This is a genomic window from Tessaracoccus aquimaris (genome assembly GCF_001997345.1).
GTDB lineage: Bacteria > Actinomycetota > Actinomycetes > Propionibacteriales > Propionibacteriaceae > Arachnia > Arachnia aquimaris.
On sequence record NZ_CP019606.1, the window covers coordinates 2,085,203 to 2,102,975 of the forward strand.

At 68.1% G+C, this 17,773-nt stretch carries 16 protein-coding genes; 4 read left to right on the top strand and 12 right to left on the bottom strand.

The features are described from left to right. Nucleotides 1-45: 45 nt before the first annotated feature. From BW730_RS09755 to BW730_RS09775, 5 genes are read right to left on the bottom strand one after another with little or no spacing between them, the layout of a single operon-like run. Nucleotides 46-336: a DUF3017 domain-containing protein gene (locus tag BW730_RS09755; protein WP_077686073.1), complete on the bottom strand. Its 291-nt coding sequence runs from the start codon at nucleotides 334-336 to the stop codon at nucleotides 46-48. After that, nucleotides 326-1,180 (bottom strand): bifunctional methylenetetrahydrofolate dehydrogenase/methenyltetrahydrofolate cyclohydrolase, encoded by an 855-nt coding sequence (locus BW730_RS09760; RefSeq protein ID WP_077686074.1) that lies wholly within the window; start codon nucleotides 1,178-1,180, stop codon nucleotides 326-328. Before BW730_RS09760 ends, BW730_RS09755 begins: the two co-directional genes overlap by 11 nt. Nucleotides 1,181-1,190: 10 nt before the next feature. Then, nucleotides 1,191-2,750, bottom strand: coding sequence for a bifunctional phosphoribosylaminoimidazolecarboxamide formyltransferase/IMP cyclohydrolase (gene purH / locus BW730_RS09765; RefSeq protein WP_077686075.1), 1,560 nt, complete (start codon nucleotides 2,748-2,750; stop codon nucleotides 1,191-1,193). After that, a complete protein-coding gene (gene purN, locus BW730_RS09770; protein ID WP_077686076.1) occupies nucleotides 2,747-3,322 on the bottom strand; it encodes a phosphoribosylglycinamide formyltransferase in 576 nt (191 codons plus the stop codon). Before purN ends, purH begins: the two co-directional genes overlap by 4 nt. After that, complete coding sequence (locus BW730_RS09775; RefSeq protein WP_077686077.1) at nucleotides 3,319-4,503, bottom strand: cell division protein PerM; 1,185 nt, start codon at nucleotides 4,501-4,503, stop codon at nucleotides 3,319-3,321. Before BW730_RS09775 ends, purN begins: the two co-directional genes overlap by 4 nt. Nucleotides 4,504-4,851: 348 nt before the next feature. Between BW730_RS09775 and BW730_RS09780 the strand changes: the two genes are divergently transcribed. Next, nucleotides 4,852-6,417 carry a hypothetical protein gene (locus BW730_RS09780; RefSeq protein WP_077686078.1) on the top strand — a complete coding sequence of 522 codons (1,566 nt, stop codon included), beginning with the start codon at nucleotides 4,852-4,854 and terminating at the stop codon, nucleotides 6,415-6,417. 69 nt (nucleotides 6,418-6,486) lie between these two features. Here BW730_RS09780 and sucD read toward each other — a convergent pair whose 3' ends face one another. Beyond that, nucleotides 6,487-7,380 carry a succinate--CoA ligase subunit alpha gene (gene sucD, locus BW730_RS09785; RefSeq protein WP_077686079.1) on the bottom strand — a complete coding sequence of 298 codons (894 nt, stop codon included), beginning with the start codon at nucleotides 7,378-7,380 and terminating at the stop codon, nucleotides 6,487-6,489. Nucleotides 7,381-7,386: 6 nt separating this feature from the next. Further along, nucleotides 7,387-8,562 carry an ADP-forming succinate--CoA ligase subunit beta gene (gene sucC / locus BW730_RS09790; RefSeq protein ID WP_077686080.1) on the bottom strand — a complete coding sequence of 392 codons (1,176 nt, stop codon included), beginning with the start codon at nucleotides 8,560-8,562 and terminating at the stop codon, nucleotides 7,387-7,389. Nucleotides 8,563-8,743: 181 nt separating this feature from the next. Between sucC and BW730_RS09795 the strand changes: the two genes are divergently transcribed. Continuing rightward, a complete protein-coding gene (locus tag BW730_RS09795; RefSeq protein WP_077686081.1) occupies nucleotides 8,744-9,799 on the top strand; it encodes a M23 family metallopeptidase in 1,056 nt (351 codons plus the stop codon). Between the two features lie 241 nt (nucleotides 9,800-10,040). On the opposite strand, the gene pcrA is transcribed toward BW730_RS09795, so the two are convergent. Next, nucleotides 10,041-12,356, bottom strand: coding sequence for a DNA helicase PcrA (gene pcrA, locus BW730_RS09800; RefSeq protein ID WP_226997214.1), 2,316 nt, complete (start codon nucleotides 12,354-12,356; stop codon nucleotides 10,041-10,043). A 175-nt stretch (nucleotides 12,357-12,531) separates the two neighbouring features. On the opposite strand from pcrA, the gene BW730_RS09805 reads away from it, so the two are divergent. Next, nucleotides 12,532-13,764, top strand: coding sequence for a phospholipase D-like domain-containing protein (locus tag BW730_RS09805; protein WP_077687603.1), 1,233 nt, complete (start codon nucleotides 12,532-12,534; stop codon nucleotides 13,762-13,764). 89 nt (nucleotides 13,765-13,853) lie between these two features. Here the strand turns inward: BW730_RS09805 and BW730_RS09810 are convergent, their stop codons facing one another. After that, the gene (locus BW730_RS09810) at nucleotides 13,854-14,195 is read right to left on the bottom strand and encodes a hypothetical protein (RefSeq protein WP_077686083.1); all 342 of its coding nucleotides are present in this window, start codon (nucleotides 14,193-14,195) and stop codon (nucleotides 13,854-13,856) included. A 113-nt stretch (nucleotides 14,196-14,308) separates the two neighbouring features. On the opposite strand from BW730_RS09810, the gene BW730_RS09815 reads away from it, so the two are divergent. Continuing rightward, nucleotides 14,309-14,572, top strand: coding sequence for a GlsB/YeaQ/YmgE family stress response membrane protein (locus tag BW730_RS09815; RefSeq protein WP_077686084.1), 264 nt, complete (start codon nucleotides 14,309-14,311; stop codon nucleotides 14,570-14,572). 61 nt (nucleotides 14,573-14,633) lie between these two features. Here BW730_RS09815 and BW730_RS09820 read toward each other — a convergent pair whose 3' ends face one another. Genes BW730_RS09820 through BW730_RS09830 form a run of 3 tightly spaced genes read right to left on the bottom strand, consistent with a single transcriptional unit; the run spans nucleotide 14,634 to nucleotide 17,769 of the window. Further along, the gene (locus BW730_RS09820) at nucleotides 14,634-16,043 is read right to left on the bottom strand and encodes a sulfatase-like hydrolase/transferase (protein ID WP_158522586.1); all 1,410 of its coding nucleotides are present in this window, start codon (nucleotides 16,041-16,043) and stop codon (nucleotides 14,634-14,636) included. Then, nucleotides 16,040-16,894 (bottom strand): carbohydrate ABC transporter permease, encoded by an 855-nt coding sequence (locus BW730_RS09825; RefSeq protein ID WP_077686085.1) that lies wholly within the window; start codon nucleotides 16,892-16,894, stop codon nucleotides 16,040-16,042. Before BW730_RS09825 ends, BW730_RS09820 begins: the two co-directional genes overlap by 4 nt. After that, nucleotides 16,891-17,769, bottom strand: a complete 879-nt coding sequence (locus tag BW730_RS09830; RefSeq protein WP_226996686.1) for a carbohydrate ABC transporter permease — start codon at nucleotides 17,767-17,769, stop codon at nucleotides 16,891-16,893. Before BW730_RS09830 ends, BW730_RS09825 begins: the two co-directional genes overlap by 4 nt. Nucleotides 17,770-17,773 lie beyond the last annotated feature (4 nt).

Sequence of the window (17,773 nt, forward strand, 5' to 3'; positions counted from 1 at the left end):
GAGGGCCCCCGACGCATCCAGCGTCGGGGGCCCTTCCTGCTCTTCTCAGCTCGGGGGGACGATCAGCGCGACGGCGGCCAGCGCGAGCCCGATGCCCGCCATCACCGTGACGTCGATCCAGCGTCGACGGATCACGAGCAGGCCTGCCGTGGTGCGGGGAAGCACCAGCCGCAGTGCCGCGCCGATGCACAGCGACCCGGCGATCAGCAGCGCCCCCCGCTTCCAGTGACCGAGCGCGGCGTAGACGGTGCCCGCCGACAGCACGGCCGCCACCAGCAGCAGGGGCCACGGGTTGCTCGGGTACGACTCCGCCGGCTTGTCCGGCTTATCGGCCATGCAGCGCTTCCGCGCGGTCGACCACGTTGCTCAGCAGCATGGCGCGCGTCATGGGTCCGACGCCACCCGGGTTCGGGGTGACCCAGCCGGCCTTCTCCCACACGTCGGGGGCAAGGTCACCCGTGGTGACGCCGTCGACGCGGCTCACCCCGACGTCGACGAGCGCGGCGCCCTCGCGGATCATGTCCGCGGTGATCATGTGCGGCACGCCTGCCGCGGCCACCACGATGTCTGCGGTGCGGGTGTGGGAGGCGAGGTCGCGGGTGCCGGTGTGGCACAGCGTGACGGTGGCGTTCTCGCTGCGGCGGGTCAGGATCAGCCCGAGCGGGCGACCGACGGTGATGCCGCGGCCCACCACGACCACCTCAGCACCCTTGATGGGCACGTCGTGGCGGCGCAGCAGTTCGACGATGCCGCGCGGGGTGCAAGGAAGGGTCGCGGGCTCGTTGAGGACGAGGCGCCCGAGGTTGATGGGGTGCAGCCCGTCAGCGTCCTTGTCCGGGTCGATCAGGCTGAGCGCCCAGTTCTCGTCCAGGTGCCGCGGGATGGGCAGTTGCACGATGTAGCCGGTGCACGCCGGGTCGGCGTTGAGGCCCTCGATCGCGTCGCGGAGCTGTTCGGCGGTGGCGTCGGCGGGCAGCTCGACGCGGATCGACTGGATGCCGACCTGTTCGCAGTCGCGGTGCTTCATCCGGACGTAGTTCTGGCTTGCGGGGTCGCTTCCGACGAGCACGGTCGCCAGCCCCGGGATCACGCCGTGCTCACGCAGTGCCGCGACCCTTGTCGTGAGCTCGGTCTTGATCGCGGCTGCGGTCGCCTTGCCGTCGAGTGGTTGCGCGGTCACGGTGTGCTCCTCAGTGGAAGAAGTGTCGGGTGCCGGTGAAGTACATGGCGATGCCGGCGGCCGCGACGGCGTCGACGACATCCTGGTCGCGCACCGATCCACCGGGCTGGACGATGGCGCGGACGCCGGCGTCGAGCAGCACCTGCGGGCCGTCCGCGAACGGGAAGAAGGCGTCGGAGGCCGCGACGGAACCCTTCGCGCGTTCTCCTGCGCGGTCGACGGCGAGGTGGCACGAGTCGACGCGGTTGACCTGACCCATGCCGACGCCGACGGAGGCGCCGTCGTGCGCGAGCAGGATCGCGTTGGACTTCACGGCACGGACGGCGCGCCAGGCGAAGGCGAGGTCGGCCAGCGCCGCCTCGTCGACCGGTTCGCCCGCTGCGAGCGTCCAGTTGGCCGGGTCGTCGCCGTCTGCGTCGATGGCGTCGGCGTGCTGCAGCAGCATGCCGCCGTCGATCTGGCGCAGCGCGACGCCGCCGTTGTCTGCGCCGTCTGCGATCAGGATCCGCAGGTTCTTCTTCCTGGCGAGGACCTCGACAGCGCCCTCGTCATAGCCGGGCGCGACGATGACCTCGGTGAAGATCTCGGCGACCTGCTCGGCCATCGCGAGCGAGACGGCACGGTTGGTGGCGATCACTCCGCCGTATGCGGAGACCGGGTCGCAGGCGTGGGCCTTGCGGTGCGCCTCCGCGACGTCGACGCCGATCGCGATGCCGCACGGGTTGGCGTGCTTGATGATGGCGACGGCGGGCTCGTCGAAGTCGTACGCGGCGCGTCGGGCGGCGTCTGCGTCGACGTAGTTGTTGTAGCTCATCTCCTTGCCGTGCAGTTGGGTCGCGTCGGCGAGGCCGGAGCGGCCGTCACCGTTGCGGTACACGGCCGCGCCCTGGTGCGAGTTCTCGCCGTAGCGCAGGTCGGCAACCTTGCGCCAGGTGCCGCCCACCCAGGCGGGGAACCCGCTTCCGTCGGAGGAGTCGGTCAGCACGTTGCCCATCCAACTTGCGACGGCGACGTCGTAGTTGGCGGTGTGGATGAAGGCCGCGGCGGCCAGTTCCTTGCGCTGCTGCAGCGTGAAGCCACCCGCGGCGAGCGCCGCGCGCAGCGCCGGGTACTGCTCTGCGGAGGTGATCACGGCGACCGACGGGTGGTTCTTGGCCGCTGCCCGCACCATGGTGGGGCCGCCGATGTCGATCTGCTCGACGCACTCGTCCTGCGAGGCGCCCGACGCGACGGTCGCCTCGAAGGGGTACAGGTTGGTGATCACCAGGTCGAAGGGGGCGATCGACAACTCGTCGAGTTGCGCCCGGTGGCTCTCGAGGCGGCGGTCGGCAAGGATCCCCGCGTGGACCTTGGGGTGCAGCGTCTTGACGCGGCCGTCGAGGCACTCGGGGAAGCCGGTGACGTCCTCGACGGGGGTGACGGGAACGCCCGCCGCTGCGAGCTTCGCCGCGGTGGAGCCGGTCGAGACGATCTCGACGCCCGCGGCGGCGAGGTCACGCCCCAGGTCGAGCAGTCCGGTCTTGTCGTAGACGGACACCAGTGCTCGGCGCAGCGGGATCAGATCGGTCACGGGTGTTCCTTCTTCCATTCGGAGACGGCCTGGATGAGCAGGCGGCGCTCGACCACCTTGATGCGTTCGTGCAGCGAACCGACGTCGTCGCCTGGCAACACGTCGACCGCACCCTGCAGCAGGATCCTACCGGTGTCGATCCCGGCGTCGACCACGAAGACGGTGGCGCCCGCGACCTTGACTCCGGCACGCAGCGCGTCGCGCGGGCCGTGCATGCCGGGGAAGCTTGGCAGCAGCGCGGGATGGGTGTTGATGGTGCGACCGCCGAACCGGGCCAGGAAGTCGTCCCCGAGCAGTTTCATGAAGCCGGCGGAGGCGACCAGGTCGGGCGAGTATGCCTCGACAAGGTCGGCGAGTTCGGCGTCCCATGCGGTCCGGTCTGCGCCCTTGGCGAGCGGGTGTGCCACGGCGGGGATGCCGTGGCGACGCGCCCTGTCGAGGCCGTGGGCGGAGGCCTGGTCGGAGATGACCGCCACGACCTCGGCGTCGACGGCACGCTCGTCGATGGCGTCGAGCAACGCCTGACAGAGGGTGCCGGATCCGGAGAGGAGGACGACGACGCGGGTGCTCACCCGCCCAACTCTACGGCCTCCTGGGCGCCCGGCTCTACGACCTCAGGGACGGTTCGAGGCCGGCGCAGCAGCCCTAGCACGAGCCCGACGACCATGCCGGAGAGCCCGAGCAGCGTCGGCGCGAAGATGGCGAGTTCGACGAGCCGGGCCCCGACGAAGGCAAGCCGATCGGAGCCGAGCGACCCGGACCCGATGGCGCAGGCCACCACGACGAAGCCACCCGCCAGCACTCCCGCGAGGGCCCCGACGAGCGCCGTCTCGTCGAAACGGGCCCTCGGCCTGGCGAGCGTCACGACGAGCGCCGCGACGGCGCCCGCGGCGGCGCCCGCCGCGAGCCACCACAGGTGCGCGTCGGAGCCACCGTCGGGAGGCGGCACGATCCCGAAGATCGGCACGGCGGGCAGCAGCCCAGCCTCGGAGGACGTCAGAGTGATGAGGCTTCCGTCGCCCACCGTGACGCCTGCGCCGAGCATCCAGGAGACGCAGGCGAGAATCACGTTTGGCAGGTAGGCGAGGTGTAGCGCGACGAGAAGCACCAGGCCGCCCGCGCCGCCGTCGAGGTTCGTGACGATCTCTCCGACCCGGTCGCGGCCCTCCCACAGCGCGAGGGCGAGCACCGCTGCGCCCCCAGCGAGCACGAGCAGCAGCGCGGCGCCCATCGCCCTCGGCACGGCGCGCAGCCACTCGGGCCACGCGTCGGTCGGGTCGAACCCGACGCCGTGCGCGGCACCCCAGAGGCCCGACACCACTGCGACGGCGAGGGCGCCGAGCAGGCCACGGAGCGAGATCACGCCGAGCGCTCCCATCAGGGCCGCGACGGCGACTGTGTAGACGCCGGCGAACGTGCCGCCGACCTTCAGGGTCAGCGCCTCACCGTCGACCCACAACTTCCCGGTGTCGTCCGGGTCGGCGCTCTGCCCCGCGGCGTGTCGCGCTGCGAACGCGGCGACCGGCACCGCGAGCAGGATCAGGGTGGCGGTGATGCCGAGGGGAATGATGCTGACGGGCAGCCCACCGATCTGCAGCGGCGCGCCGTGCGCGAGCACCAGGAAGCGGGTGGCGAGCGCGAGTGCCGACCCGAGGTCCGCCTCGGGGGACGTGAGCCAGCCGACGGCGCCGAGGGCGGCGAGGATCAACCACCCGGCGAGCAGTACCGCGATCGGCCCGAGGACGGCGGCCACGTACCACGGCCAGGGCCACTGGCGCGGCTGCTTGCGGGGGCCTCATCGACGTCCACAGCGATGGTGCGCGGCTTAGCGGAAGTCCTTGCCACCCGTTACCTCCCCTTGAGGTTCTCGCATCTTCTTTTGCTCTCCCGGTAGTGTTGCCCAACGACACCGGCATGTTCACGGTCGTTTGGAGGTGATGGCATGTCAGATGGTGAGGCTAAGCGCCCTCGTCGGGCCTTGGCATCCGATGAGCCGGAAACCGACGCGTTTGACGATACCCCAGTAGCGGACGGGTCCAGCCCGCGACGCGGCTCGTCGGGCCAAGGGGCTGAGGTTCCCGGCCTGGGAGACGAACCGGCGGTGGCCGCGCGAGGCAGCGACGCGGTCGAATCCGTCGTCGCAGGCCCGGCCAACCCGTTCGCGAGGCCCGGAAGCGAGGCGTCCGAGCAGGCGGCCCCCGTGGAGCCGGAGGCGGCGCGTGCCGAGAGCACGCCGATCCCCGCCCCGACGCTGCCACGCACCTCCACCTCCGCGATCCCCAGCCCGGCGCCGCGGCGTTCGGCGATGTCGAGCACCTCCCCCGTCGAGGCAGAAGCCGCCGATCAGCCCCACTGGCTCGACGCGCACCGCAGGCGACTGATCGGCTGGGCGCTCGGCGGTCTGGCGGTTGCCCTGATCCTGGCCCTGATCGCGTTCTTCGTGGCCCGGGGCATCCGCGGCACCGAGCCGTCGCCGTCACCGACCCCCACAGCCACCAGCGCAAGCCCCAGCGCGAGCGCCTCGCAGGAGCCGACCACGGTCGCCGACCTGCTCACGCCCGAGGACCTGACGGCGATCGCACCGGCCGCGAGCTGGTCCGAGGTCGCCACGACGCAGTCGGTCGCCGAACACAAGAGCTTCGCCTTCTGCCTGACGTCGCTGCAGACGGGCGTGAACCCCACCCACAGCCTGCAGCGCTCCCTCGCCACGCAGAACGACGACAAGTTGGCCGCGCTGCACGAGATCGACATCTACGCAGACGAGGCAGCGGCCTCCGCCGTCATGCAGGCGCGGATCGGCGCGCTGTCGAACTGCGCGAGCGAACTGGTGCCCGCCCGCATCGTCGGGTCGAGCACCGTTACGGGGCTCGCGACGCAGGCCTTCGAGATCAACCTGGTCACCGAGGACGCCACCCCCGACTACCGCACGCTGCTGCTGACCCAAGAGGGTTCGGCGCTGCAACTGTTGGAGGTGCGCCGCCTTGGAGAGACGGTGCCCGCCGAGGCCCTCGCGACCGCCCTGGTGCGCCCGCAGCAGGCCGTCAACAAGGGTCAGGGCGTCGAGGCAGAGGTCAAGCCGGTCGTGGCCGCGGGCATCGTGCCGCCCGCGGAGCCGGCGGGCTGGTTGGTCCCCTCGGACCTGCCCCGGGTGCGACCCGGCGCGGGCCTGTGGTCGGCCAGCGGCCAGCAGCCGCTCAGCGGCACCTTCGGCACCGGCTGCGAGAACATGTCGCTGGTGACCGAGTCCGGCCCGACCGAGCGGGAGCTCACGCACTACCAGTTGGCCCAGGACGACCAGGCCCCCGCACTGTTCGGCCTCGACCAGGCGGTGTTCACGTTCGAGAGCCCCGAGGCCGCGGGCGCATTCAACAAGAAGCTCGTGGAGAACATCTCGAGCTGCAAGTCGCGGCTGCTCGGTTCAACGATCAAGGAACTGCCCGCCGTCTCCTCGACGGGCAAGGACGGCGCGGCCGCGTCGTCGCGGATCTTCCAGATCACCCGCTCGCAGAGCGAAGACAAGGCCAACAACTGGCAGGCCACCATCACCGTCACCGGCCCGAGGGTCTCCTACTCGCTGGTCACGGTCGCCGAGACCTACAAGTTCAGCGACGCGCAGTTGGCGCAGGTGGCCGACCGGATCGCCGTGCGACTGACCCAGGCCGGCTGAGCCGGACCACCACGAAAGAACGCCCCGCGGATCTCCGCGGGGCGTTCTTCGTTGCTGAGGGCGTTGGCGTCAGCGGCTGCCGCGCAGCCGTGCGATGGCGTCCCTGGCGAGCTGCGCGGTCAGGGACGGGGTCTCCCCCACCAGCACGCCAGCGGCCTCAAGGGCCTCCTTCTTGGCGGCCGCGGTGCCTGCGGAGCCGGTGATGATGGCGCCCGCGTGGCCCATGGTCTTGCCTGGCGGGGCCGTGAAGCCCGCGACGTAGCCGACCACCGGCTTGGTGATGTTGGCCGCGATGTATTCGGCGGCCCGCTCCTCGGCGTCGCCGCCGATCTCGCCGATCATCACGATGATGTCGGTCTCCGGGTCGTCCTGGAAGGCCTGCAGCACGTCGATGTGGGTCGTGCCGACGACGGGGTCGCCGCCGATACCGACGGCCGTCGAGAAGCCGTGGTCGCGCAGTTCGTACATCATCTGGTACGTCAGGGTGCCCGACTTCGACACCAGGCCGATCCGCCCCGGACCGGAGATGTGGGCGGGGATGATGCCGACGTTGGACTTCCCGGGCGAGATGAGGCCGGGACAGTTGGGCCCGACGACCCGGGTGCCCGACTCCTTGGCCGCGGCCAGGAACTCGATGGAGTCGTGCACAGGGATGCCCTCGGTGATCACGACACACAGCGCGATCTCGGCCTCGACGGCCTCCAGCACCGCGGCCTTCGCGAACTTCGGGGGCACGAACACGACCGACACGTCGGCGTTGGTGGCGGCGACGGCCTCGACCATGGACCCGAACACCGGCACGGGGTCCTCCTCGAAGAGGACCGACTCGCCGGACTTGCCTGGGGTGACTCCGCCGACGATGCGGGTACCCGACATGATCATGCGTTGGGTGTGCTTGCGCCCCTCCTTGCCCGTCATGCCCTGCACGAGGACGCGGGAGGACGCGTTGATGAAGATGGACATCTGGTCTCAGTTCCCTTCGGAGGCGAGGCGGGCGGCGGTGCGGGCCGCGTCGTCCATGGTGTTCTTGACGGTGATCAGCGGATGGTTGGCCTCGGCGAGGATCGCCTTTCCGACCTCGACCGAGTTGCCGTCGAGGCGCACCACGATCGGGAGCCTCGCCTCGTCGCCGAGGATCTCGAGGGCGTTGACGATGCCGTTGGCCACGTCGCTGCACGCGGTGATGCCGCCGAAGACGTTGACGAAGACCGACTTCACCTGCGGGTCGCTCATGATGATGCGCAGCCCGTTGGCCATCACGGCCGCGGAGGCGCCGCCTCCGATGTCGAGGAAGTTGGCGGGCTTCGGGGAGCCGGGCAGGTCAGCGCCTGCGGCCGCGACCACGTCGAGGGTGCTCATCACGAGCCCTGCGCCGTTGCCGATCACGCCGACGGTTCCGTCGAGCTTGACGTAGTTGAGGTCGAGCTCGCGGGCCTGCTTCTCCAGGTCGACCGCGCCGGTGTTCTCGTCGTAGGCCTCCCAGTCCGGGTGGCGGAACTCGGCGTTGTCGTCGAGGGTGATCTTGCCGTCAAGCGCGATGATGCGCCCGTCGCCCGTCTTCACCAGCGGGTTGACCTCCACGAGGGTGGCGTCCGCGTCGCTGAACACCTCCCATAGCTTCTGCAGCACCGCGCCGACCGACTCGTGGTCCTCCGGCAGGAAGCCAGCCTCAGCGACGATGCGCTGCGCGACGGCGGGCGTGATGCCCTCGACCGGGTCGAGCGGAATCTTGACGAGCGCCTCAGGCCGTTCGACGGCGAGGGTCTCGATCTCGACGCCACCCTCGATGCTGCACATGGCCAGGTATCCGCCTGCTGCGCGGTCGAGCAGGATGGAGAAGTAGAATTCCTCGGCGATGTCCGCGCCGGGGCTGAGCATCACGACCTCGACCGGATGGTCCTTGATGGTGAGGTTCAGGATGTCCTCAGCCGTCTTGGCGACCGCCTCCGGCCCGCGGGCCAGCTTGACACCGCCCGCCTTTCCACGCCCTCCGGTGCGCACCTGGGCCTTGATGACAGCCAGGTCGGCGCCCAGTTCCTGATAGGCCGCGACGGCTTCGTCCGGCGTCGTGGCTGTCTTGCCGGGCAGTACGGGGACTCCGCTCCGCTCGAACAGGTCACGCGCTTGGTACTCCAAGAGATCCACAGTGTTCCTTTGAGTGAGTTGGTGACTACGGCCGCAAGACTACCCGCCTCCCGATGCATCCGGACAAGCTTCTTGAGCGAGATCGCACGCTTAACCTGACCCGATTTTGAGAGAATCCTGAGAACTGTTAAGGTTCCCAACGGAAGATCCCGCAGGGATACCATGTGACGTCAGGAGTCAGGTGAACGACACCGCACAGCGCAACGCCAAGCGCGCAGCAGAGGTCGACTTTGACGACGTTGCCGAGCTCGGTGTCAGCGCACCGGGCCGGGCACGCCGTGGAGCCCTTGCATTTGGTCTCAGCAAGAAGTTGGTCGCCTTCAGCGTCGCCGGTGCCGTAGCGGCAGCCACGCTGTTCACGTTCGCCTTCGCGAACCGTGGCACCAACCTCGACACCTCCGCGGAGAACCCGGAAGCTGCCGTCGCAGTGCCCGCCGCCGCGGTCGCGGCCGTCGAGGACGGCTTCGCCGATCGCAGCGAAGAGGTCTCCCGCAACTCCGTCCGCTCCAACCTGGGCGAGGCCGTCGCAGACGAGAACGCCAAGGACCGCGCCGCCAACATGGGCGTCGCCGCCGAGGACGCCGTCAAGGCCTACACGGAGATGACCGCCGAAGAGCGGCAGCGCCTGATGGACGAGGATATGAAGCTCGTCGACGCCCAGAGCGCGAAGCTGAAGAAGGAGGCCGAAGAGGCCGCCCGTCGTCTCGAGGAGGCCCGCAAGGCCGCCGAGGCCGCCAAGAACAGCGGTTCGAAGAGCGACTCGAAGTCCGGCGAGGTCGCCAACTCAGACATCAGCGAAGAGGACATCGCGAACCTCAGCTCCACCGGCGGCTCGATGCCGCTGAAGAGCGGCTACCGGATCGGCGCCAGCTTCGGCCAGACCGGCTCGTGGTCGCGCTACCACACCGGCCAGGACTTCCCCGCCCCGATCGGCACCCCGATCTACGCCGTCGCCTCAGGCGTCGTGCTGAGCCCCACCGCAGGTGGCTGGGCGGGCACCAACGTCGTGATCCGGCACGGCAACGGCGGCTCGACGCTGTACGCCCACATGAGCCGCAAGGTCGTCAGCACGGGCCAGACCGTCAAGCCCGGCCAGTTGATCGGCTACGTCGGCGTCTCGGGCCGCAGCTTCGGCCCCCACCTGCACATGGAGTACTACAAGCCGGGCGTCACCCCGGGCAAGGTCTACGAGGCCTCCAACCCGATGACGTTCCTCCGCTCGCTCGGCGTCCGCTGATCTGAGCCCACTCGTCTGAGCAGAATGGCCCGGTGGTTCTCCACCGGGCCATTCTCATGCCCTGGGGCGCGGGCCGGGTCTGGCGTTGAGCAGTAGTCGGTGTTCGACGGCGGTGGCGCCGCCTGTTAGCGCTCGCATCGGCGTCGAGTCCCGGATGCTGCTCAACGCCCCGCCAGCCGCCCTCCCTGCTCCCTCCACCCGAGACCGCCGCTCGAGGCGCAGAGGGCCGCTCAGGGCGGCGTCAGAGCTTCTCCATGGGGGCGTGCTTGAGGCTCAGCCGCTTCGTGCCGCCGGAGCCGAAGTCGACGTCGGCCTTCGCCGCGTCGCCGACCCCGTTGACCGCCAACACCGTCCCCATCCCGAAACTGGCGTGCAGCACGCGGTCGCCGATGTCGACCTGCATGACGGTCTTGAGGGGCGCGGAGCCCTTGCCGAACGAGTGCAGCGACGCGCTCGTCTGCCGGTTCCTGGTCGCAGACGACGCCGCCCACGTGGTGGTGGCGGCCGCGGTGCGACGCCAGTCCAGGACGTGATGCGGAATCTCGTCGAGGAACCGCGACGACGGGTTGTACGTGGGCGCCCCGAAGGTGACCCGCACCTGCGAACGGCTCAGGTAGAGCCTCTTGCGGGCCCGGGTGATGCCGACGTAGGCGAGGCGGCGCTCCTCCTCCAGCTCGTCCGGATCGGTCAGGGCGCGCATGTGGGGGAACATCCCCTCCTCCATGCCCGTCAGGAAGACCGTGTCGAACTCGAGCCCCTTTGCGGTGTGCAGGGTCATCAGCGTGACGACGCCCTTGCCCTCGTCGTGCTCCGGGACCTGGTCAGAGTCGGCCACCAGCGCGATGCGCTCCAGGAACGCCGCGAGCGAGTCGTCCGGCTCCGGCATCCCCGCCGCCAGCCCGACGGCCTGCTCGTCGAGGTCGATGGTGTTGGCATTGGCGACGAACTCGGCCGCGACCGAGACCAGCTCGACCAGGTTCTCGATGCGGGTGAGGTCCTGCGGGTCGGTGGAGGCCTCCAGCTCCGGCAGGTACCCCGACTCTCTCAGGATCGACGTGAGCACCTCGTCGGCCGGCTTGCCCTGCGCGACCATCGCGCGGTGCATGTTCATCACGTCGACGAAGCCCTGAATCTGCCTGAGCGACCTGGTCGCAAGGCCCGGCGCCTCGGAGGCCCGCTGCAGCGCGTCGAAGAAGGTGCTGCGCTCCCCCGCCGCCAGCGTCGACACCGCGGCCTCCGCGCGGTCCCCGATGCCGCGCTTTGGCACGTTCAGGATGCGTCGCACCGACACGTCGTCGGCCGGGTTGACGATGGCACGCAGGTAGGCGATCGCGTCGCGGATCTCGCGGCGCTCGTAGAAGCGCACCCCCCCGACGACCTTGTACGGCATGCCGACGCGGATGAACACCTCCTCGAAGGCGCGCGACTGCGCGTTTGTCCGGTAGAACACCGCGGTGTCTCCGTACTGGCTCACGCCCTGGTCGGAGAGCCGGTCGATCTCCTCCGCGACGAACTGGGCCTCGTCGTGTTCGGTGTCGGCGACCCACCCGACGATCAGCTCACCCTCGCCGAGGTCCGACCACAGCCGCTTCTCGCGCCTGCCCCTGTTGCGGGAGATGACGGAGTTCGCGGCGGTCAGCACGTTCTGACTCGAGCGGTAGTTCTGGTCGAGCACGATGGTCTCGGCGCCCGGGAAGTCTTTCTCGAAGTCGAGGATGTTGCGGATCGTCGCGCCTCGGAACGCGTAGATCGACTGGTCGGAGTCGCCGACCACCATCAACTCCGCCGGCTCGACCATCGGCGTGCCCTCGACCACACCGTCGCCCTCCTCGCCGCACAGTTCGCGGATCAGCGCGTACTGCGCATGGTTGGTGTCCTGGTACTCGTCGACGAGCACCTGACGGAACCGGCGGCGGTACTTCTCGCGCACGTCGGGGAAGGCCCGCATCAGGAAGACTGTGGTCATGATGAGGTCGTCGAAGTCGAGCGCGTTGGCCGCCTCCAGGCGGCGCTGGTACTCGCGGTAGGCCTCGGCGTAGGTCTGCTGCTGCGGGCCAGCGGCCTCCGAGGACGCCGTCTCGTGGTCGATCAGCTCGTTCTTGAAGTTGCTGACGGCGTTCATCACGGCCCGCACCGGGAAGCGCTTCGGGTCGACCTCCATGTCGCGCAGCACCAGCGACATCAGCCGCTTGGCGTCGGCGTCGTCGTAGATGGAGAAGGTCTTCGAGATCCCGAAGCGGTCGATGTCGCTGCGGAGGATCCGCACGCACGCCGAGTGGAAGGTCGAGACCCACATCAGCTTGGCACGGTTCCCGACGACGTCGATGACGCGCTGGCGCATCTCCGCCGCGGCCTTGTTGGTGAAGGTGATCGCGAGGATCGAGCCGGGGTGTACGCCGCGCTCCGAGACCAGGTAGGCGATCCGTCGGGTCAGCACCCGCGTCTTGCCCGACCCTGCTCCCGCGACGACGAGCACCGGGCCGCCCTCGTGGATGACGGCCTCGCGCTGAGGCGGGTTCAGTCCTCCGAGCAACTCCTCGACGGGGACCTTCTTCATCGGTCCCTTCGGCTCCCTCGCCTCGGGGTCGCGTCGCGGGGGTGGCGCCGCCTCGTCGGGCTGGAACGCGGCGAAGAGATCGGGAAAAAGGGAGTCGCTCATGTCGGTTGCCAAGCCTACCTGCCCGGACCCCCTGGGCCGCGCCGCGCACTGGTGCGTCGGTAAGCTGTCGGGCATGCGCTCCACCCTCGCCAAGGCAGGCCGGATCCTCAACCGCGTCACGGCGTCGGTGCTCATCCTCCAACTCGTTGCCATGGTGACGATGACGCTTGTCGAGTCGCTGCGCAAGAAGAAGCGCAAGCTGCGCAGGTTCCCCATCTCGCGCAACGCCCCGGTGCCCGTGCAGCGCGACGAGGTGACGGTCTACACCTACGGCGAGTACCTGTACGAGGCGATGCTCGACGCGATCGACTCGGCCCGCGACCACGTCTACTTCGAGTCCTACATCTGGAAGGGCGACGACGTCGGCCGGCAGTTCGTCGACGCCCTGAACCGCGCGGCGGAGCGGGGCGTGGCCGTGTACGCGATCTGGGACGGGTTCGCCAACCTGGTGGTGCCTCCGAAGTTCTACCGGGGCATCTCGAAGAAGGTCAACACGCTTCTCTACCCCGTCCTGCCGGTGCCGTGGCGGCCGAAGACCTGGGGGCGCGACCACCGCAAGTTGCTGTGCGTCGACGGGGAGGTCGGCTTCATCGGTGGCTACAACATCGGTGACCTGTACGCGACGGGCTGGCGCGACACCCACGCCCGCGTGACGGGGCCGGAGACGGCGGAACTCGACAACGCGTTCATCGACTTCTGGAACCAGAACCTCGGTCGCCGCCGCAGGGCGATCACGGACAACCCGCAGCGCACCTGGGCCAACCACCTGCTGGTGCACCGCAACACGCCGCGGATCCAGGTGTACCCGATCCGCAACATGTATCTGGAGGCGATCGACCGGGCCCAGGAGCGGATCTGGCTGACGCACGCCTACCTGCTGCCCGACGACGACTTCGTGGCGGCGCTGCGCGACGCGGCGAACCGCGGCGTGGACGTGCGGATCATCATCCCGCAGCGCTCCAACCACGTGGTGGCGGACTGGCTGTCGCGGGGCTTCTACGACCAGTTGCTGCGCTCCGGCATCCGGTTGTTCCTCTACCAGGACGCCATGGTGCACGCTAAGACCGGAACGATCGACGGGCACTGGTCGACGATCGGCACGGCCAACCTGGACCGGCTGAGCCTGTGGGGCAACTACGAGATCAACCTCGAGATCACCGACAGCGACTTCGCCGCGCAGATGGAGTCGATCTACGCGACGGACCTGTCCAACTGCATCGAGCTGAACGAGGACCGCTGGCGGTCGCGGTCGTGGGTCGCGAAGGGCACCGAGATGTTCCTCTCCCCCTGGCGGCCGTTCTTCTGACGGCTCTCCTCACGACGGGGCGGCAGGTCCCCACACAAGCGAGCGGCGCCCGGCTCGAGCCGGGCGCCGCTGCTATCTGTTGAGGGGTCTCACCAGAGGACGGCGATCGCCGCGTTGAGCAGCGTCAGCCCGAGGATGCCGAAGAACATGCCTGCCGGAACGTTGTCCTTCTTCCTGTTGATCAGGACGAGGACCAGGATCACGATGAGGACGACCGACTTGACGCCGATCTTGATGTGGTTGAGGTTGCCGTCGGTCGCCTCATGGATGCCGACCAGCGCGAGGCCGGTGACGACCTGGGTGAGCGTGCCGTGCAGGATGGCCGGGTTGATGACCCGCTTGGGTCCCTTCAGCTGGGTGAAGGCGCCGCCGAACATGGCGGCGAAGCCTATGAGGTGGAGGAGCACGAGGATGTTTGTCACGATTTCCATGCTCTAGACCGTACCCCTTAGGGGTATGTGGGGGCGACTCATCAGGTGGGAACCAGGGTCCGAATCTGGCCGATGTTGTTTACATCTGAACCTTTTCGCGGCATGGTGGATACATGGGAACGATCATTGGATACATCGTCATCGGCCTCCTCGGAGGCGCAATCGCCAAGGCCATCCTGCCTGGTGAACAGGGCGGAGGCTGGCTCGCCACCATGATCCTGGGAATCGTCGGGGCACTCCTCGGCGGCTTCCTCGGTGGGGCCATCTTGGGTGTCAGCTACGCGGAGATCTTCTCGATCAAGGGTCTGATCTTCTCCGTCGTGGGCGCCCTGCTCGTGCTGTTCATCTACGGATTGGTCACCAAGCGGAAGGCCTGACGGCTCTCCACAACCTCAAAGAAGGGGCGGTGCCGACCAACTGGTCGGCACCGCCCCTTCGTCAGTGCATCCCATCGAGCCCGACGCACGGGATCTGCACGTAAGACTCGTCGTCCGGAAGCCCTCTGCTGACTGGCTGCAACTGCCCGTAACCGGTCACGGATCGGCCTTGGCCGGAGCATCCGGGCCGCTCCCCCTTCGCGAACCAGTCAGCCAGCGAGTTCGCGAGACGTGCCTTCACGTCGACCATGGCGGGATCGTCGACCAGGTTTCGGCGTTGTTCCGGATCCTCTGCATTGTCGTAGAGCTCGTCGGGGCCTCCTCGTCGCAGCACCAGCACGTACCGGCCGTCTGTGACCATGCGCCCGTCGCCGTATTCGCTGACCACCGCCACCACATCATTTGGTACCTCACGCGTGCCGGTGAGGACATCGGCGAACGACTCCGAGACGCTGTACGCATCGCGAGGAGGGGCGACCCCTGCCAGTTCGCAGATCGTGGCGTGCCAGGAAGCGGCGCTGAGCAACTCGTCTGAGACGCCCGTGACGCCCCCGGGTATCCTCACGACGCACGGAACGCGAACAGAGTTGTCATAGAAGTTCAGCGGATAGGTGCCGTTGCCCTTCCCCCAGATCCCGTGATGCCCACACGAGAACCCGTTGTCGGAGAACCAGGCGACGACGGTGGTGTCGGCAATGCCCTGGCGATCCAACTCGGCAAGGATCCGTCCGAACCCATCGTCCACCGCAATGAGGGAGGCTGCGTACCCTGCGAGTTGGGGCACCGGGTTCGCGAACGCCTCCCTGAACTCGGGACGCGCCTCCGTCCAGGGATGCGGCGCTTCCCGTGGCACCGAGTCGAAGTCGCAGCCCTCCACCTGCGCGAGATGCTCAGGCAGATGGTTGTCGACCCAAGGATGATGCGGCGCGGTGTAGTTGACCTGCAGATAGAAGGGCCGGTCGTGGTCCCGTGTGGTGAGGAAGTCGAGGGCCTGCTCCGTCACCGCGTGGGTGAAGTACCGCTCTTCCTCGACTGCCTCTCCGTCGCGCCAGATCGGCGCGTCAAAGTATCCGCTGCCCCCGTACCTGTGCGCGTACCAGTACTCGAAACCGGGAGCGGGCGTCCGGGCATCGCCCAGATGCCACTTGCCGCTCAGGGCGCACTGGTATCCGGCACGCGCGAGCACCTCCGGCGTGGTGGCCTGGCCCTCGAGATAATGGTCGGGCCAAGTCTCCGGGTGTCGCGAGCCGACGATCCAGTCGTGCACGCCATGGGCCGAGGGCAGCCTTCCCGTCAGTACTGAGGCGCGTGAGGGTGAGCACACCGGCGACGCGCTGTAGAACTGGTCGAGTTCCAATGCTGACTCCGCGAAGGCGGCGAGGTGTGGCATCGGCAGCTCCGGCATGCGCCACGGAACGGCCCACCGGCCCTGGTCATCCGTCTGGACAAGCACGAAGTTCGTTCTGATCACTTCACCGCCCCTGCCGAGATTCCGTCGGTGAAGAAGCGCTGCCCGAAGACGAAGATCGCCATGACGGGAATGCTCATCAGGATCACCGCCGCCATCAGCAGGTTCCACTGCGTCGAGTTCTCCTGGTAGAACACGCTCAGCCCCAACTGGAGCGTCCTCATGTCATTACTCCTGACCTGAATGAGCGGCCAGAGGAAGTCGTTCCAGGTCGACTGGAAGGTGAGGACGGTGACGACGGCAACCGCCGGCAGCGTCAGCGGTGTGTAGATGCGCAGGAAGATCCTCCATTCGCTTGCGCCGTCCACGCGCGCGGCCTGCCCCAATTCGTCGGGCAGATCCTTGTAGAACTGACGCATCAGGAAGATCGCCAGGGCGGAGGCAAGGTGCGGAAGGATGAGCCCCGCATACGTGTCCAGAAGGCCCATTCCTCCAGCGCCGAAGAAGTCGTTTCCGCCGGCAAGAGGGAACTTGTTGGCCATCACGAAGAGCGGAACCATCACGATCTCCGGCGGGAGGACAAGGAGCCCTATGAGCAGGATCATGATGGTGTTCGCTCCCTTGACGGGAAGCTTCGCCAGCGCGTATCCGGCCATGCAACTGAGCACGATCTGCGAGACGGAGGCGATGACGGCGACGATCACCGAGTTGAGGAAGAAGAGCGGGAAGTCGCTTGCGGAGAGCGCTGCGGGATAGTTGCTCCACTCGAGCCGACTGGGAATCTCCAGCGTCGACTCTCCGGTCGGCACAAGGGAGACCATGACCATGTACAGGAGCGGTACCAGGTACAGGGCCGTGAGGAGCAGCGCGACGACATGGGCCGTCGCCGAACTGAGTGCCGTGCGCCATCTCATGCGGCGGACCTTTCTCTCATGGCCGCGACGATTCTCGGAAGAATCGCGAGAAGCAGCACTGCCAGGAACATCAACACGGCGATGGCGCTGGCCTTTCCGATGTCGAGTCGCAGGAAGGCCGATTCATACATGTCGTAGACGATGGTTCTCGTCGAGTTGACCGGCCCGCCTTGAGTCATCACGTACGACTGCGTGAACATCTGCAGGCCACCCATCAGCCAGGTGACGGCGACGAACAGCAGGGGCGATGCGAGCTGAGGAACCGTCACGTATACCAGCCGTTGGAACCAGTTCGCGCCGTCGACCTGTGCGGCCTCGGGCAACTCTGGCGGGATGGCCTTGAGCCCCGCCAACAGGATGATCATGAAGTAGCCCAGGTTGCGCCAGAGGCTCAGGGCCATGATCGATGGCATCGCAAGATTCGGGTCGGTGAGGAAGTTGACCTGTCCGATGCCGAGGGAACGGAGAAGTTGGTTGATGGGGCCGACATAGGGGTCGTACAGGAACGACCACAGGAGTGCGACCGTCACGTAGCTCATCGCCTGCGGCAGGTAGACGAGCGTCCGCATCGCCGTTCCGCCGTACAGCCGTCGGTTGAACAGCATCGCGACCAGAAGGGCCACGACCACGCCGATGACGACCTGGCCAACCGCGAAGTACAAGGTGTTGCCGATCGCCTGGGCGAAGCGCGGGTCGGTGAACAGTGCGATGTAGTTGTCCAGCCCTGCGAACTCTGGATCGCTGAGCAGGTCATAGCGGGTGAACGACAAGATGGCCGCGAAGGCCAACGGCACCAGGGTGGTCACTGCGAGCGCGACGAGTGCGGGGCTCAGCAGCCAACCGCCCGCACGACGCTGTCCGCGCTCGAGCCCCACCTGA

Excerpts from the sequence above, each read along its gene's own strand:
- sucD (WP_077686079.1), bottom strand. The coding sequence starts at position 7,380 with ATGTCCATCTTCATCAACGCGTCCTCCCGCGTCCTCGTGCAGGGCATG.
- BW730_RS09810 (WP_077686083.1), bottom strand. The coding sequence starts at position 14,195 with ATGGAAATCGTGACAAACATCCTCGTGCTCCTCCACCTCATAGGCTTC.
- BW730_RS09755 (WP_077686073.1), bottom strand. The coding sequence starts at position 336 with ATGGCCGATAAGCCGGACAAGCCGGCGGAGTCGTACCCGAGCAACCCG.
- pcrA (WP_226997214.1), bottom strand. The coding sequence starts at position 12,356 with ATGAAGAAGGTCCCCGTCGAGGAGTTGCTCGGAGGACTGAACCCGCCT.
- BW730_RS09815 (WP_077686084.1), top strand. The coding sequence starts at position 14,309 with ATGGGAACGATCATTGGATACATCGTCATCGGCCTCCTCGGAGGCGCA.
- BW730_RS09805 (WP_077687603.1), top strand. The coding sequence starts at position 12,532 with ATGCGCTCCACCCTCGCCAAGGCAGGCCGGATCCTCAACCGCGTCACG.
- BW730_RS09825 (WP_077686085.1), bottom strand. The coding sequence starts at position 16,894 with ATGAGATGGCGCACGGCACTCAGTTCGGCGACGGCCCATGTCGTCGCG.